We start from the raw sequence: 15,328 nt of genomic DNA, 5'->3' as shown, positions 1-15,328 counted from the left end.
TTTATCACGGTAAATTTAAACTTTTTTTAACATAAAAAAAATCCCTTCTGTAAAAAAAAGGGATTTTCGTATAAAAAAAAGCAATTATTTAGGATTTAATACTCGGAACCTCTACCATTTCGTTAGTATCTGCCAAATAATCTACACCATCAAACCCAAATCCAAAAAGATTCAAAAAGTCTTGTTTATAGCCTTGTAAATCACCTATTTCCGGCAAATTATCGGTTGTGGCTACTTCCCATAACTTTGAAACTTGATTTTGAATTTCATCATCCATTTCCCAATCGTCAATGCGTATTCTTCCTTGTGCATCGGTAGGAATATCTCCACCTGTGAATAGTCGCTGACTGTAAAGTCTCTGAATTTGTTCGATACAACCTTCATGTGTACCTTTTGCTTTCATGGTTTTGTATAGCAATGAGATGTACAAAGGAATCACCGGAATAGCCGAACTTGCTTGAGTTACCAATGCCTTATTTACAGACACATAAGCTTTTCCATGAATTGATTTTAAACTTTCAGTTATATCGAAAGCAGTCGCTTCCAAATGGTCTTTTGCTCTACCTATTGTTCCTTTTCGGTAAACTGCTTCGGTAACTTCCGGTCCAATATAGGAATATGCCAAAGTTAAAGCCCCTTCTGCCAAAAGATTTTCATTTTTTAATTGCTCCATCCACATAGACCAATCTTCACCCCCCATAACAACAACAGTATTATCTATATCTTCTTGATTGGCAGGTTCAATTGAAACTTGAGTCACATTACCCGTATGGAAATCTACCGTTTTATTGGTAAACGTTTGACCAATAGGCTTTAACACCGAGCGGTGTAAAACTCCGGTTTCTGGGTGTAAACGAACAGGTGAGGCCAAACTGTATATTACTAAATCTATTTGACCAAGATCTTTTTTAATTAAATCAAGAGTTTCCCTTTTTACTTCCTTTGAAAATGCATCACCATTGATACTTTTGGCATACAATCCAGCTTTTTGAGCTTCATTTTCAAAAGCAACTGTATTGTAGTAACCCGGCGTAGCTGTTTTCCCGGGAGCTGCTGGTTTTTCAAAGAAAACGCCTATAGTAGCTGCATTTGAACCAAAAGCACTAGTAATACGTGAAGCCAATCCGAAACCTGTAGAAGCTCCAATGACTAAAACTCTTTTGGGACCTGAAATAGCACCTTTTGATTTTACATAAGCAATCTGATTTTTTACATTTTGTTCGCAACCTTTTGGATGGGCTGTCAAACAAATAAATCCTCTCATTCTAGGTTCAATAATCATATCTTTAAAATTTGATAGTTTGTTATATTTTAATTTAATAAGTCTTTAGCATGTAACAATGCCGATTCTGAGACTTTTGCCCCGGACAACATTTGAGCGATCTCCAAAACACGTTCTTCTTGATTTAACTTTGTGATATTTGACTCGGTTTGGTAGGCATTTGTTACCTTGAATACTTTGTAATGTGTTTGTCCTTTGGCTGCTATTTGTGGCAAATGAGTTATGGCAAAAATTTGTCTGTTTTGACTCATAGCTTTCATAATTTCACCCATTTTATCGGCAATTTCACCTGATACACCGGTGTCAATTTCATCAAAAAGCAAAGTGGGTAATGTGGAATAATCTGCTAAAATAGCTTTTACAACCAACATAATACGTGATAATTCACCCCCGGAAGCTACTTTTTTTATGGGACCAAAATCTGATCCTTTATTTACTGCAACCAAAAACTGAAGTGTATCAAAACCGTTAAAATAAAAATTTGGAGTGAAATCCAACTCTATTTTAAATTGAACATCGGGCATACCCAACAAAACGAGCATTTCTTTTAATTGATGTATCAATTTTGGAATGGCAATTTCTCGATTGGAATGTATTTTTGAGGCCAAAAGCTTTAATTCATTTTCCAATTGAAGTTTAGCTTCTTTTAAATTTTGAATATCATTTTCCAATTCTGAAAGAGAACTTACTTTGCTTTGCAACGAATTTTTTATCTGTACTAATTCAGAAACTGAATTTACTTGGTGTTTTTTCTGTAAGGTATAAAGCAATTGCAGTTTTTGATTTACCCGCTCTAATTCTTCAGGATCAAAATATACACTTTCAGATAATTGGTTGAGTTCATTCAAAATATCTTTCAGTTCAATGTGCAAACTTTCAACACGCTCAAAAACCAATTGGTATTCTGAAGCAATAGAACTTATCTTTTGTATTGCCGTTTTGATTTCTTTTAACTGACTCAAAACACCATATTGTTCATTATCTGTCAGTTGAATACTTTTGGCCAATTGCTCTTTGATTAACTCCGTATTTTGACCTTTTTCAAAAATAGATTCCAACTCTTCTTGTTCCCCTTCAATTAACTGAGCTTGTTCCAATTCTGTGTACAAAAATTGAATATAATCTTCCTCCAAACTCAAATTTTTTAACTCTTTTTCCTTTTGAGAAAGTTGAATTTGAACTGATTTATGCTCTTTAAGTTGGTTGCTATAATTCTGCAAAAGACTTTCATTTTGAGCGATGGCATCAACAATTTGAAATTGAAAATCGGTTTCTGTTAGAGATTGTGTTTGATTTTGCGAATGAATATCTAATAATTGATCACCCAATTCAATCAATTCCTGAAGATTGACCGGAGTATCATTTACAAATGCTCTAGATTTTCCGGAAGGGAGAATTTCACGACGGATGATAGTGCTGTTTTCAAAATCCAAATCGTTTTCCTCAAAAAATTTTTGAAGTGAATAATGAGTAATGTCAAATTGAGCTTCAATCACACATTTTTCTTCTTTGTTTTTTAAAGATGCTAAATCGGCTCTTTTGCCCAATACCAAACCTAAGGCTCCCAATAAAATTGATTTACCGGCTCCGGTTTCACCTGTAATGATAGAAAATCCAGCCGAAAAATCAATATTAAGTTTTTCGATTAATGCATAATTTCTTATAGATAACGAGATTAGCATGAAGAATAAGGTGTATAATTACAATTGCAATGTACTCCTTTTTGAGGAAAAAATAAGGGTTTTAACAAATTTAGATTGTTTCTACTTCAACGTACTCCACTTGCTGGCATTTAAGGGAGAAACTCTATTTAGGTTCTCTCGCATTTCGGTTATCTTAATGGAAGGCCCTGCAGAAAAAATAGAAACCAACTCATCGGTTTTGGTATCAAAAAAGATACGAGTTAAAAAGGCATTGGGTCTACTGCTATGTATAGCTGATAAGGTTGTAATGGCATTTTTAATATTTTCTTTGCCTTTTGTAACATCGTCAGCCATAACATCTAAACCTAACGAATGGTACTCATAAATAGCTTCACGGATAGGTTTAAAAATATTAGACATCATATCATTGGCTAGAAAAAATCGATTTTGTAAACCATCGGCTTGAGACCATCCTTTATAACCACCTGTTTGAGCCAAACTAACAATATTTTGAGCCAGTTCATAGTAGGGTGTTCCTGCCATGGGCTCAAAAGAATCGGCATCTACAGCTAAAATAATATAACTGTAAAAAGCCAAAACCGATATTAAATTGGAATCAAAAGAGTTGGGATTGAAGAATAAATTTTCAAATTCTACATAACGAAAACTAAATTCTTTGTCATTAATGTTTAATAAAGGCGTATTATATGTTGAATTAAAAACCGGTCTAGAAGCCTGAACTTGTAGGGTAGCTGTAAAATTATTGTTATTAAACTCTGAAACGTTAATGAAGAAAGAACATTCGATTCGTTCTGTTGCTTTAAACTCTTTGAGTCCCCATTTATTTTTATTTATAAACTCGTTTAAAGAAGTTTCTAAAGTTTTAAATATTTGTTGGTTTGCAGAAGTAATCCGATCTGAATTTACTTTTACAATGGCATTCAATTCTTGTGCTACGGAAAATTGCACCAAAAACAAAAGGACAAAAAGACAGATTTTATACTTCATAATTTTGTATTATTTTATTTAAAATATCTTCGGCTACCGCTTCTTTAGACTGTAAAGGTCTTTCCTCTTTTTCAAAAGACTTGGTAATTAAGGTAACTTTATTAGTTGATGTCCCAAAACCACTTCCGGTATCATTTAACGAATTTAAAACAATCAAATCTAAGTTTTTTTTCTCAATTTTTTGCAAAGCATTTTGAAATTCATTTTCAGTTTCCAAAGCAAAACCTACCAAAAACTGTTTCTTTTTATGAGCCCCCATGTATGCTAAAATATCGGTAGTTTTTTCTAAGACTATATCTATTTCTAAGTCCGATTTTTTAATTTTTTGTTCAGAAACCACTTTCGGTTTGTAATCGGCTACTGCAGCTGCTGCAATAATAATATCTACCGATTCAAAATTATCTTTGCATGACTCCAACATTTCGGATGCAGTAGTAACCCTATGCACTTCAATCTCCGGATAATTCACTTGGAGATGAGTAGGACCACTAATTAAAATAACTTGTGCTCCCCATTCAAAAGCTTTATTTGCAATAGCGTAGCCCATTTTTCCGGAAGAATGATTTCCTATAAAACGTACGGGGTCAATAGCTTCGTATGTAGGGCCGGCCGTAATTAGAATTTTTTTTCCTTTAAGGGGTAATTTATCTTGCCAATCTTTTTCCAAAAAATCTAAAATTGTCTCGGGTTCTGCCATTCTACCTTCACCGGATAATCCACTTGCCAACTCACCTTTTTCGGCAGGAATCATTTGGTTTCCAAAAAGTTGAAGTTTGTGAAAATTTGCAATAGTGGTAGGATGTTTATACATATCTAAATCCATTGCAGGAGCAAAATAAACAGGACATTTTGCCGATAGATAAACGGCTAATAATAAATTATCGCAATTGCCATTCGCCATTTTAGAAAGGGTATTGGCAGTTGCAGGAGCAATGATGAAAAGATCGGCCCAAAGAGCCAAATCTACGTGATTATTCCATATCGGATTTTCATCTTCTTCTTGATAAAAATCTGAAAAAACAGGATTTTTGGAAAGTGTAGAAAGAGTAAGAGGTGTTATAAAATCTTTGGAAGCCGGAGTCATGACTACTTTGACTTCGGCTCCTGATTTTATAAAAAGTCGAACTAATGATGCAGTTTTATAGGCAGCAATCCCACCGGATATACCCAGTAGTATTTTTTTTCCTTTTAAAACTGACATAGTACTTTATTTTGTAGTATCTCTGTGATAGATTTTACCATCCATCCACTCTTGAACGGCTAAGGCGTGAGGCTTAGGTAATTTTTCATAAAATTTAGAAACTTCGATTTGTTCCTTATTTTCAAAAATTTCCTCCAAGCTATCATTGTATGTAGCAAACTCCTCTAATTTCTCAATCAATTCTTTTTTAATTTCAGAATTAATTTGATTGGCTCTTTTTGCCATTATTGTAATAGCTTCATACACATTACCAGTAGTTTCTTCGATAGCTCTTTTATCGTAAGTAATTGTATTAACCGGAGCGTTGGTTTTCTTTAAATCCATTTTTGGTGATTATTTAGAATATTGTTGTAACATTTTATTTATTTCGGCTTTAATTTTATCAGCCTTTTCTTTGAACTTTGATTCTGGATACAATTTTATCAATTTATCATAGGCAACTAATGCCTCTTCTAGTCTGATTTTTACTTTGGCATCTACACTACGCTTGGCATATTCAAAACTTGCTTCAAATCGCAAATAGTAGGCTTCTTCTCTAAACGGTGTACCGGGATAATCTGATATAAAATTATCTAAAGCCACAAGTGGTGCATTGTAATCTCTAACTGCTTCTGCAATTGTGTAATGTTGTTTGGCAATTTCAAATGCTTTTTTCTCTAACTTTTCACGTAACTCTTTAACTATCAAATTGGCATCTTTTTGATAGGTAGATTCCGGATACGTATCAATAAAATTTTGCATTTTATCAATGGCTCTGTTGGTATCGGTTTGATCTAATGAATAAACCGGAGCCAATTTAGAATAACAAAATGCACCCAAATAGGCGGCTTCTTCCAGCTTTTCGCTTTTAGGATAAGACGAAACAAAGCTTTCAAATTGATAACCTGCTAAATAGTATTGATTGGTTTTGTAGTAACTCTGAGCAAACATGTAAAATAGTTTTTCTGCTTGAGGTTTACCTCTAAATGATGGGGCAATTTGTTCAAATAAACGAATTGCTTTATCATATTTTCCAGCTTCATATTGTTCTTCGGCAACGGTATACTTCAAAGCAACATCTTCACTTTTCATTGCTTTTTGAAAAGGGCTACACGAGCTGATAAGCAACACACTCAGTAAAACAAAAAATACTTTATTCATTGATTGATTTTTAGTATTCATCTTGCACAAAACAAGTCACGCAAAACAAACGGCAAATTTAGTTAATAATTACGGAATACAAAAACATTTTTTTTGTTCCTTGTATCGTTTGTAAAAAAACAAAAAGATGCGATAGGTATCGCATCTTTTAGGTTTAGATTAACAATTTTAAATATTTTAATTTTCTGCCATTGGGCTAATGAAATTTTTCATTTCGTTATCAAACAAATACAATCCCCCTTTATCGTCACCAATTAAGTTGATTTTATCTAAAATGTAACGAGCCGTTGCTTCTTCTTCTATTTGTTCTGCAACATACCACTGTAAGAAATTGTGAGTTGCAAAATCTCTTTCGTCTAGAGTAATACCCACTAAATTATTGATACTTTCAGATACTTTAATTTCATGTTCTAAAAGTTGTTTAAATAAACTTTTGTGATTGGTTACATCTAAAACCGGTTCTAAAGTAGCCCCCACTTTTGCCTCACCACCTCTTTGATTGACATATTTAATCAATTTGAGCATATGCATTCTTTCTTCATCAGACTGTTTGTACATAAAAGTAGAAATTCCTTCAAACCCTTGAACTTCTGCCCAAGAAGCCATAGCTAAATATACTTGAGAAGAATCTCCTTCCATTTTTATTTGATTATTGAGAGCTGATAATACGTTTTTAGATAACATAGTTCTATTTTTTTATTTTGATGGCTAATTTAAGGAATTCTTGATAAAATTACCAATTCTATTTGCTAAATCATTGTTAACGGGAACCAATGGTAATCGCAAAGTATTTTCGCACAAACCTAATACTTTAAAAACTTCTTTAATTCCGGCAGGATTACCTTGTTCAAAAATGAAATCTATCATATCTGCAATTTTATAATGCAATTCATAGGCTTTGTCAACTTCTCGATTTAATCCTAATTGAACCATTTGAGAGAACAAAGCGGGAAACCCTTCGGCAATTACAGAAATAACACCAGAACCTCCAGCTAAAACCATGGGTAATGTAATCATATCATCGCCAGAAATAACCAAAAAATCCTTAGGTTTATTTTGAATAATTTTCATAGCTTGAACAATATCCCCTGCGGCCTCTTTAATACCAATGATGTTTTTAAAATCGCTAGCCAATCTTAAAACGGTAGACGGCAAAATATTAGAAGCAGTTCTTCCGGGAACATTGTATAGTAAAACCGGAACCGGAGAAGCTTCAGATACCGCTTTAAAATGTTGGTAAATCCCTTCTTGAGAAGGTTTATTGTAATAGGGCGATACCGACAAAATTGCTGAAAAACTTGAAAAATCACGAGTTTTGAGTTCATTAACCACCTCGGTCGTATTGTTTCCACCAACTCCCAAAACCAGCGGTAATTTTCCTTGATTTGCTTCTATAACAGTAGTTATTACAAGTTCTTTTTCTGTAGAAGTTAGTGTAGCTGTCTCTGCAGTTGTACCCAAAACGACTAAATAATTAATTCCATTTTCTATTTGAAACTTTACAATCCGAGTTAATGCTACGGTATCTATGGATAAATCTTCTTTAAAAGGAGTGATAAGGGCTACTCCTGTGCCCACTAATGACTGCATATTATATTTTGTTAAGAATTTTTAAATAGCGAAATAACTCATCCATAAACACCTCAGGTTTAGAACCATATGTATCTATCATAAAATGATTTAATCTTTTATCAACCGAACTGAATCCTACTTTAAAATTAGCTTTAGATTTGTGAGTAACAATTACTAGAGGTGTCTTTTTTTGATCGTAATAACTGATTAACATATCAAATGGTTGTTGCTTGAAATCTTTTGCCTCATTGTTTTCTATACTGCCAAGCCAGGTAACATCTTTTTTGCTAAAATGAGGATAATCCGGAGCTTCTTTCTTTTTGTATTTATTTTTGTACGCCAAAACTCGAATATTTTGAGAGTCAATACCTTGCCGGATTAGATAACTTGTAATTTTATCTTTAGGGTCAAAATCCGTTTCATCTACAAGTAATCCAACAGTCTGAATGGGTGTCTTAGAAATTTCTGTATCAACATTAATTTGACTTTTTTTTAATACTCTTTTAGCTGAAAAATTCTTGAATAATTTTAAAAACATTGTACCTTTACTTGAATTACAAATTTACAGAAAATAAAGTCATTTTAGGATGGTAAAACTAAAAAAGAAGTTACATCAAATAAAACAATTTGTGTTATTTATAACAGTATTTGGATTTTTCATAGGTTGCTCCTCACCCTATTCGGTTCAGCGTATTGAAGGTAAACAACTTACTGTGCAACATGAAAATATCTTGAATCAAGAACTTGAAAATTATATTTCTTTCTACCGAAATGCTTTAACCAAAGAAATGGATAGTGTTTTGGCTTATAACCCTGTAACATTAGATAAAAGTAAAGGTCTATGGCAAACCAATATAGGTGACTTTTTAGCAGACATTAGTTTTGAAGCCGGAGCAAAAATTTTTACTGCTAAAACAAGTAAAAACCTTTCCTTTTGTATTTTAAATCATGGTGGAATTCGGTCTGTGATTGCCAAAGGAAATGTGACAACTCGAAATGCCTTTGAAGTTATGCCTTTTGAAAACAATTTAATTATAGTTGAACTCAAAGGCGAAGATGTTGTAGAGCTCGCTACCTATTTTATTAACGAAAAGAAACCACATCCCTTAAGCGGATTAACCCTAGTGATAAACCCTGAAAATAAAATTGAAAAAATTTTGGTTCAAGGTAATGAACTTGAATTGGACCAAAAATACTATGTGGCCACTTCTGATTACCTTGCTAATGGAGGGGATAATATGCTCTTTTTCAAAAAAGCGACCCAAACTTTTGAAACCGATTATAAAATACGAAATATCATCATAGACTATTTCAAAAACAACGACACACTCCAATTTTCTAATTCTCAAAGAGTAATCCTAAAATAATTAATTCTATGAACAGACGTCTATTTTTAAAAAATTCAATTGCCGGAACGACTTTCATAGGTTTAAATGGTTTGGCTTTAAGCGGATTCGAATCGACTAAACTAAAACACATTACGATACTTCATACCAATGATGTACATAGTCATATAGATCCTTTTCCTGAAAACCACCCCAAGTTTGCTTCAAGAGGCGGAATAGTGAACAGGGCTTCTCTAATAGAACGAATCCGTAATGAAAACCCTAATACACTTTTGCTTGATGCCGGAGATAGTTTTCAAGGTACACCATACTTTAATTTTTATGGTGGAGAATTAGAATTTACATTAATGTCTAAGTTAGGCTACAATGCCAGTACTATTGGCAACCACGAATTTGACAACGGTATAGACGGACTGGCATCACAAATTCAACACGCAAAATTTGATCTCATAAATTGCAATTACGATTTTTCTAACACTATTATGGACGGGCTCACAAAACCCTACAAAATCTATACTTTAGACGGGATAAAAATTGGCGTTTTGGGAGTTGGGGTAGAATTAAATGGTTTAGTTGACGCCAAAATGTATAAAGAAACCCGATATATTAATCCGGTTGAAGTAACTCAAGATGTTGTAAAAATTTTAAAACACGAAAAAAAGTGTGACCTTATCATTATTCTTTCGCATTTAGGTTACGATTACTCAAACGAGCCCCATAAAATTTCTGATTTAAAACTAGCTGCCCTTACGCAAGATATTGATTTGATTATTGGTGGTCATACTCATACGTTTTTAGAAAAACCCGTAATTGTTAAAAACAAACGCAATCAAGAGGTTTTAGTTAACCAAGTGGGTTGTTTTGGTGTACAATTGGGACGAATTGATTTTTATTTAGAACAAACCAAAATCAAAGGCATTAATGGTAAATCTATTGAGATTTAGCCAAAAAATGGTGTTGCTCCTCTCTTTCATGGATAACTCTATAAATCATAAAAAAATAATGAGCTGCCATTAAAACCAAAACTCTAATAGGCTGAAATACAGGTATAAAAAGGTAATATTTTTGAATAACAAATAGAAAAACTAAGAACGCAAAAAGCAAAGTACTCAACAAAAGCCAAGTGTGCTTAAATCCTTCTTCCAAAAGATAATTCGATAAAGAAATGCCTCCCAAAAAAGAAACCAATATTACATTTACCAAACTGATGTAAAAACTTTGCCCCAAAGAGTCTTGTGTTAATGCAATAAAGTATAGTAATGGGAAAAGAAAAAAAATACTTCCAACAAAAATGGCAAAAAACGATTTTTTCTTAGTGGCTTTTAAAACCAAATAAATTGTTATTACCCGAAAAAGTAAAAAAGCAAACAACCCGTAGTTGAGCAACAAACTATCATTAAAAACAAATAAAACATTAGAAATAGAGGCAAAAATCAAAGCCATGATATACCAAATATTTCTTTGAGGTGAAACCAAATAATACAAAATCATTAATAAAGGTAATGATAAAGTCCTCAGTATGATTTCATGAACAATGTTTTGATTGACCAATACAACTATAGCTAAAAAAAGCACCACCGCAATATAGGCAAAGCTTAAATTTTTAAATAATTGTATTTTGAAAAATTCTCTCATCTTTTGGTTAAATATGAAACAAATTTAAACGCTTTTTTTTTCTTCAATCAATAAAATATACTTATAAAATAAAAAATAAGCTATTACATTTAATGCCATGGCAATAGCTCGAAATAGTTGAAGTGGGAAATAATATTTCTCAATAAAAACGATTAAATGAAGTGTAACAAAAAATAAAACACTAATCAATAACCAAGAATTACTCTGGCTATCATTCATTACATAAACGGAAAGTGCAATTCCTCCCAGTACAGAAACTAAAATAGTGTGAAGCAACAGCAAATAATATTGATAATCCATTGCTAAATCACTTTCAAAAATGACATAGCAAAAAAGCATTAAAAAAGGAATAGTACTTAAAACTATTGATAATGTATCATTTTTGATTTGCATTTTAAGAACATAATATATTTGAATCATTCGGTGTATAGCAAAAACAATCAAAGCCCAAAAAATGAAATGAAAACTCGAATGTATAAAGAGCATGTTTGTTATTAATGAAGTAAAAATTGTCAAATAAAACAAAACATCTTTCACCTTTGAAGTTTGCCAATATATCACCCATAAAAAAATAGAAAGTAAAGGTTTGAAAATGTAGATAAGAGGTAAAATCCTAAAGTATTCAGCAGCAATCTCTATAAATGCAACTATAAAGTAAAGAATTATGAGAAATCTAACTTTAGGCATACTGAAGCAAAAATTTAATCCACTATAAAATTATACTATTTTTTTTAACATAAATTATTTTAAATTCATTTTTTTAATAAAAAAAGCCGAGTTATGTATACAACTCGGCTTTTGTACAAAAGTACTGTATTATTTGGATGATTTAACGGCTAATGTGTAGATTACTAAACCAAAACCAATCTTATTGATAGCATCGGCAATGTTATAAACTACATCGATGTTAAGGTTCAATCCATGCAAACCGCTGTACCAACCATCTGTACCCAGCATGTAGCCTAAAGGATAAATAGACCATCCTACAAGTACAAACCAACACAAAATTTTGTGAGCTGCCAAAACATCTCCACCAGCTTCTTTTGCTAATCTGGATGCAGCACCTAACCAAATGTCGTATACAATTACAAAATAAGCAACACCCGAAATAAAGCCCCAAAGTGCCGCATTATCTCTGTCTACTGCTTCACCAAAATAACCTGTAACTAACATCAGGATTGAAAAACCAATCATTCTCCATAAAAGAGATTGTTTCGCACCGGCTACTTTTAAAATTAAATAAAACTCAAGACACATTAAGGGCACAGTTAAAACCCAATCAACATATCGGAAAAAGGTAGGAGATTCCATATGTGCTGCCCAATAATCTCGCATATAAAAATAATGCACCGCAGCGATAAATGTAATCAATCCGGACACAAGAACTGAAGTCCGCCACTTTTTATCAAATTGACTTAACGATAAAAAGAAAAAAGCAGATGCAGCCATCATAGCCATACATCCAACAAAAAAGGTGAAACCAACATAATCTGTTGGGTCTAACTTTGGAACTAAGTCCACAAATAAGGTAAAAGTTTTCATAATTAATTTTATTTAGATTTTTTGTTTAAACAAATTTAATAAAAGTTAAACAATAACAATACGTTTTGTTTAATTTTTTTTTATTATTTTTAAACAATTTTTAAAATGATATGAAAGATTTTACTAAATTCTTAATAATTTCAAGCTTTTTAGCTTTGTGGCTTAACTCATTCCTAACGGATGAAATTTTAAATTATATAGGATTTTTATTAATTTTTTCGTTTGGTATACTTCACGGTTCAAATGATTTATATCTTATAATGAAATCCAAAAGCAATAAAAGACCATTTATTAAGGTATTTGGATATTATGTGATTGTGGTGGCTTTGGGTGTCGTGATGTTTAGCTTTAAACCTGCAATTGCTTTGCTTATATTTATTATTATAAGCGGTTATCATTTTGGAGAACAACATTTGGAATTTCTAAATTCTGAAAATTTAAGAATCTCAGAAATACTTTTACGGTTGTTTTATGGATTGTCTATTTTAAGTTTGTTATTTATATTTCACATTGAAGAAGTTCAAAACATCATTTATGATTTGACTCAAATAGAAATTAACAAAACTGTTTTTAATTCCTTTTTTTGGATAACCCTTTTAATGCTTTGCATTTTGTGTTTAATTCATTTAAAAACCAATCCGAATTTTAAAAAATATGTACTTCATGAAATTACTCTCTTTTTAATTTTTTCCATTCTATTTAAATCCTCCTCTTTAATATGGGGATTTTCAATTTATTTCATATTATGGCACAGTATTCCTTCTGTTCGCGATCAAATGCAATTTTTATATGGGTCAATAAATTTTGAAAACTTTAAAAGGTACGTTAAATCCGCCTTTCTTTATTGGTTAGTTTCGGTTACGGGTATTGTTATAACTCTCCTTTTCTTTCAAGAAAATCAATACTTTGAAGCTGTATTTTTTTCATTATTAGCCGCCATAACATTCCCACATGTTTGGGTTATACTCCATATGTTTAAAATAAAAAAAGCGAACTAAATGAGTTCGCTTTTATTCTTTCTATTTAAAAGAAATTACTTCACTTCTTCAAAATCAACATCTTGTGTTTGATCGCCACTGGCATCAGCTTGTGGTTGAGCTTGTTGTGCTCCTTGACCTTCAGCTTGAGCTTTGTACATTTCTTCTGAAGCATTTTTCCAAGCTTCGTTGATTTTGTCTAAGGCCGGCTGAATTACCGCAACGTCTTTAGATTCAAAAGCCGCTTTCAATTCGGTTAAAGCTGCTTCGATAGGTTGTTTGTTTGCCTCTGACAATTTATCACCAAACTCTTTTAATTGTTTTTCCGTTTGGAAAATCATACTGTCTGCTTCATTCAATTTATCAGCCTTCTCTTTAGCTAATTTATCTGACTCGGCATTAATTTCAGCTTCTTTTTTCATTCTTTCAATTTCTTCCGGTGTTAATCCAGAAGAAGCTTCGATACGAATGTCATGGGATTTACCGGTTCCTTTATCGGTTGCCGAAACTTTGATGATACCATTCGCATCAATATCAAACGTTACTTCAATTTGTGGTACACCTCTTGGAGCAGGCGGAATTCCATCTAAATGGAAACGACCAATTGTTTTATTGTCATTTGCCATTGGTCTTTCACCTTGCAACACGTGAATTTCTACCGATGGCTGATTATCAACAGCCGTTGAAAACACTTGTGATTTTTTGGTAGGAATAGTAGTGTTGGCCTCAATTAATTTAGTCATCACACTACCCATAGTTTCAATACCTAATGAAAGAGGTGTTACGTCAAGTAACAAAACATCTTTTACATCTCCGGTTAATACACCACCTTGAATAGCCGCACCAATAGCTACTACCTCATCCGGATTTACACCTTTAGAAGGTTTTTTTCCAAAGAATTTTTCTACTTGCTCTTGAATAACCGGCATACGAGTTGAACCTCCTACCAAGATTACCTCATCAATATCAGAAGTAGATAATCCGGCATCTTTCAACGCTTTTGCAACCGGTTCCATCGAACGTTTTACTAAATTTTCAGCTAATTGTTCAAACTTTGCTCTGGTTAATGTTTTTACCAAGTGTTTTGGTCCGCTAGCGGTAGCCGTTACATAAGGTAAATTGATTTCTGTTTGAGTCGAAGAAGACAATTCAATCTTTGCTTTTTCAGCGGCTTCTTTTAAACGTTGCAAAGCCATTGGGTCTTTACGTAAATCTACTCCTTCTTCGCTGTTGAATTCATTGGCCAACCAATCGATGATTACTTGGTCAAAGTCGTCACCACCTAAGTGCGTGTCTCCATTTGTAGATAATACTTCAAAAACTCCGTCTCCTAATTCTAGAACAGAAATATCAAAAGTACCACCACCTAAATCGTATACTGCAATTTTTTGATCTTTTCCGGCTTTGTCTAAACCATAAGCCAATGCCGCAGCCGTAGGCTCATTGATGATTCGCATTACTTTTAAACCTGCAATCTCACCCGCTTCTTTTGTAGCCTGACGTTGTGCATCGTTAAAATAAGCCGGTACAGTGATTACCGCTTCTGAAACGGTTTGTCCTAAATAATCTTCAGCCGTTTTTTTCATTTTTTGAAGTGTCATGGCAGACAATTCTTGTGGTGTATAAAGACGACCATCGATATCTACACGAGGTGTATCGTTGTCCCCTTTTACTACTTTATAGGCTACATTTCCTGCCTCTTTTGCACTTTCAGAATATTTATTCCCCATAAAGCGTTTGATAGACGCAATGGTTTTGGTTGGATTGGTCACTGCTTGTCTTTTGGCAGGATCACCTACTTTAATTTCTCCTCCTTCTACAAATGCTATTACTGAAGGAGTTGTTCTTTTTCCCTCTGCATTTGCAATTACTACCGGTTCTCCACCCTCCATTACAGAAACGCAAGAGTTGGTAGTTCCTAAATCGATTCCAATTATTTTGCCCATAATTATAAATTTGTATGCTTGTTTTTAATTTCGTTT

16 protein-coding genes are annotated in these 15,328 nt (G+C 32.9%); 3 read left to right on the top strand and 13 right to left on the bottom strand.

Features of this window, described 5'->3' with window-relative positions:
• Positions 1-88 precede the first annotated feature (88 nt).
• The 9 genes from fabV to V7M80_RS07130 form a co-directional block, all read right to left on the bottom strand.
• Positions 89-1,282, bottom strand: coding sequence for an enoyl-ACP reductase FabV (gene fabV / locus V7M80_RS07170; protein ID WP_333695074.1), 1,194 nt, complete (start codon positions 1,280-1,282; stop codon positions 89-91).
• Positions 1,283-1,311: 29 nt separating this feature from the next.
• Positions 1,312-2,964 (bottom strand): DNA repair protein RecN, encoded by a 1,653-nt coding sequence (gene recN / locus V7M80_RS07165; RefSeq protein WP_333695073.1) that lies wholly within the window; start codon positions 2,962-2,964, stop codon positions 1,312-1,314.
• Between the two features lie 81 nt (positions 2,965-3,045).
• Entirely contained in the window at positions 3,046-3,933 is an 888-nt protein-coding gene (porD, locus tag V7M80_RS07160) for a type IX secretion system protein PorD (RefSeq protein ID WP_333695072.1), read from the bottom strand.
• The gene (gene coaBC, locus V7M80_RS07155) at positions 3,923-5,134 is read right to left on the bottom strand and encodes a bifunctional phosphopantothenoylcysteine decarboxylase/phosphopantothenate--cysteine ligase CoaBC (protein ID WP_333695071.1); all 1,212 of its coding nucleotides are present in this window, start codon (positions 5,132-5,134) and stop codon (positions 3,923-3,925) included. The genes porD and coaBC overlap by 11 nt, the downstream gene beginning before the upstream one ends.
• A 6-nt stretch (positions 5,135-5,140) precedes the next feature.
• Positions 5,141-5,458 carry a DNA-directed RNA polymerase subunit omega gene (locus tag V7M80_RS07150; RefSeq protein ID WP_333695069.1) on the bottom strand — a complete coding sequence of 106 codons (318 nt, stop codon included), beginning with the start codon at positions 5,456-5,458 and terminating at the stop codon, positions 5,141-5,143.
• Between the two features lie 9 nt (positions 5,459-5,467).
• Positions 5,468-6,274, bottom strand: a complete 807-nt coding sequence (locus V7M80_RS07145) for an outer membrane protein assembly factor BamD (RefSeq protein WP_333695067.1) — start codon at positions 6,272-6,274, stop codon at positions 5,468-5,470.
• A gap of 177 nt (positions 6,275-6,451) precedes the next feature.
• Positions 6,452-6,958 (bottom strand): ferritin, encoded by a 507-nt coding sequence (locus tag V7M80_RS07140; protein WP_333695065.1) that lies wholly within the window; start codon positions 6,956-6,958, stop codon positions 6,452-6,454.
• Positions 6,959-6,982: 24 nt separating this feature from the next.
• Positions 6,983-7,864 (bottom strand): 4-hydroxy-tetrahydrodipicolinate synthase, encoded by an 882-nt coding sequence (dapA, locus tag V7M80_RS07135; RefSeq protein ID WP_333695063.1) that lies wholly within the window; start codon positions 7,862-7,864, stop codon positions 6,983-6,985.
• Position 7,865: 1 nt separating this feature from the next.
• Complete coding sequence (locus V7M80_RS07130; RefSeq protein ID WP_333695061.1) at positions 7,866-8,384, bottom strand: DUF6913 domain-containing protein; 519 nt, start codon at positions 8,382-8,384, stop codon at positions 7,866-7,868.
• 49 nt (positions 8,385-8,433) lie between these two features.
• Between V7M80_RS07130 and V7M80_RS07125 the strand changes: the two genes are divergently transcribed.
• Both V7M80_RS07125 and V7M80_RS07120 read left to right on the top strand, forming a co-directional pair.
• A complete protein-coding gene (locus V7M80_RS07125; protein WP_333695059.1) occupies positions 8,434-9,213 on the top strand; it encodes a 5'-nucleotidase in 780 nt (259 codons plus the stop codon).
• An 8-nt stretch (positions 9,214-9,221) separates the two neighbouring features.
• A complete protein-coding gene (locus V7M80_RS07120) occupies positions 9,222-10,136 on the top strand; it encodes a bifunctional metallophosphatase/5'-nucleotidase (RefSeq protein WP_333695057.1) in 915 nt (304 codons plus the stop codon).
• Here V7M80_RS07120 and V7M80_RS07115 read toward each other — a convergent pair.
• From V7M80_RS07115 to V7M80_RS07105, 3 genes are all read right to left on the bottom strand, one after another.
• Positions 10,123-10,827, bottom strand: a complete 705-nt coding sequence (locus tag V7M80_RS07115; RefSeq protein WP_333695056.1) for a hypothetical protein — start codon at positions 10,825-10,827, stop codon at positions 10,123-10,125. The genes V7M80_RS07120 and V7M80_RS07115 overlap by 14 nt on opposite strands.
• Positions 10,828-10,851: 24 nt before the next feature.
• Positions 10,852-11,220: a hypothetical protein gene (locus V7M80_RS07110; RefSeq protein ID WP_333695055.1), complete on the bottom strand. Its 369-nt coding sequence runs from the start codon at positions 11,218-11,220 to the stop codon at positions 10,852-10,854.
• A gap of 423 nt (positions 11,221-11,643) precedes the next feature.
• Positions 11,644-12,369 carry a bacteriorhodopsin-like gene (locus V7M80_RS07105; protein WP_333695054.1) on the bottom strand — a complete coding sequence of 242 codons (726 nt, stop codon included), beginning with the start codon at positions 12,367-12,369 and terminating at the stop codon, positions 11,644-11,646.
• 110 nt (positions 12,370-12,479) lie between these two features.
• On the opposite strand from V7M80_RS07105, the gene V7M80_RS07100 reads away from it, so the two are divergent.
• On the top strand, positions 12,480-13,367 hold the full coding sequence (locus V7M80_RS07100) for a Brp/Blh family beta-carotene 15,15'-dioxygenase (RefSeq protein WP_333695053.1): 888 nt from the start codon (positions 12,480-12,482) through the stop codon (positions 13,365-13,367).
• A 35-nt stretch (positions 13,368-13,402) separates the two neighbouring features.
• Here V7M80_RS07100 and dnaK read toward each other — a convergent pair whose 3' ends face one another.
• Complete coding sequence (dnaK, locus tag V7M80_RS07095; RefSeq protein ID WP_333695051.1) at positions 13,403-15,292, bottom strand: molecular chaperone DnaK; 1,890 nt, start codon at positions 15,290-15,292, stop codon at positions 13,403-13,405.
• Positions 15,293-15,328 lie beyond the last annotated feature (36 nt).

Origin of the sequence: Flavobacterium sp., assembly GCF_036759525.1 — a bacterium.
Taxonomy (GTDB): domain Bacteria; phylum Bacteroidota; class Bacteroidia; order Flavobacteriales; family Flavobacteriaceae; genus Flavobacterium.
Note: the sequence above shows the minus strand (reverse complement) of the source record. Positions and strands in the feature narration are given on the sequence as shown.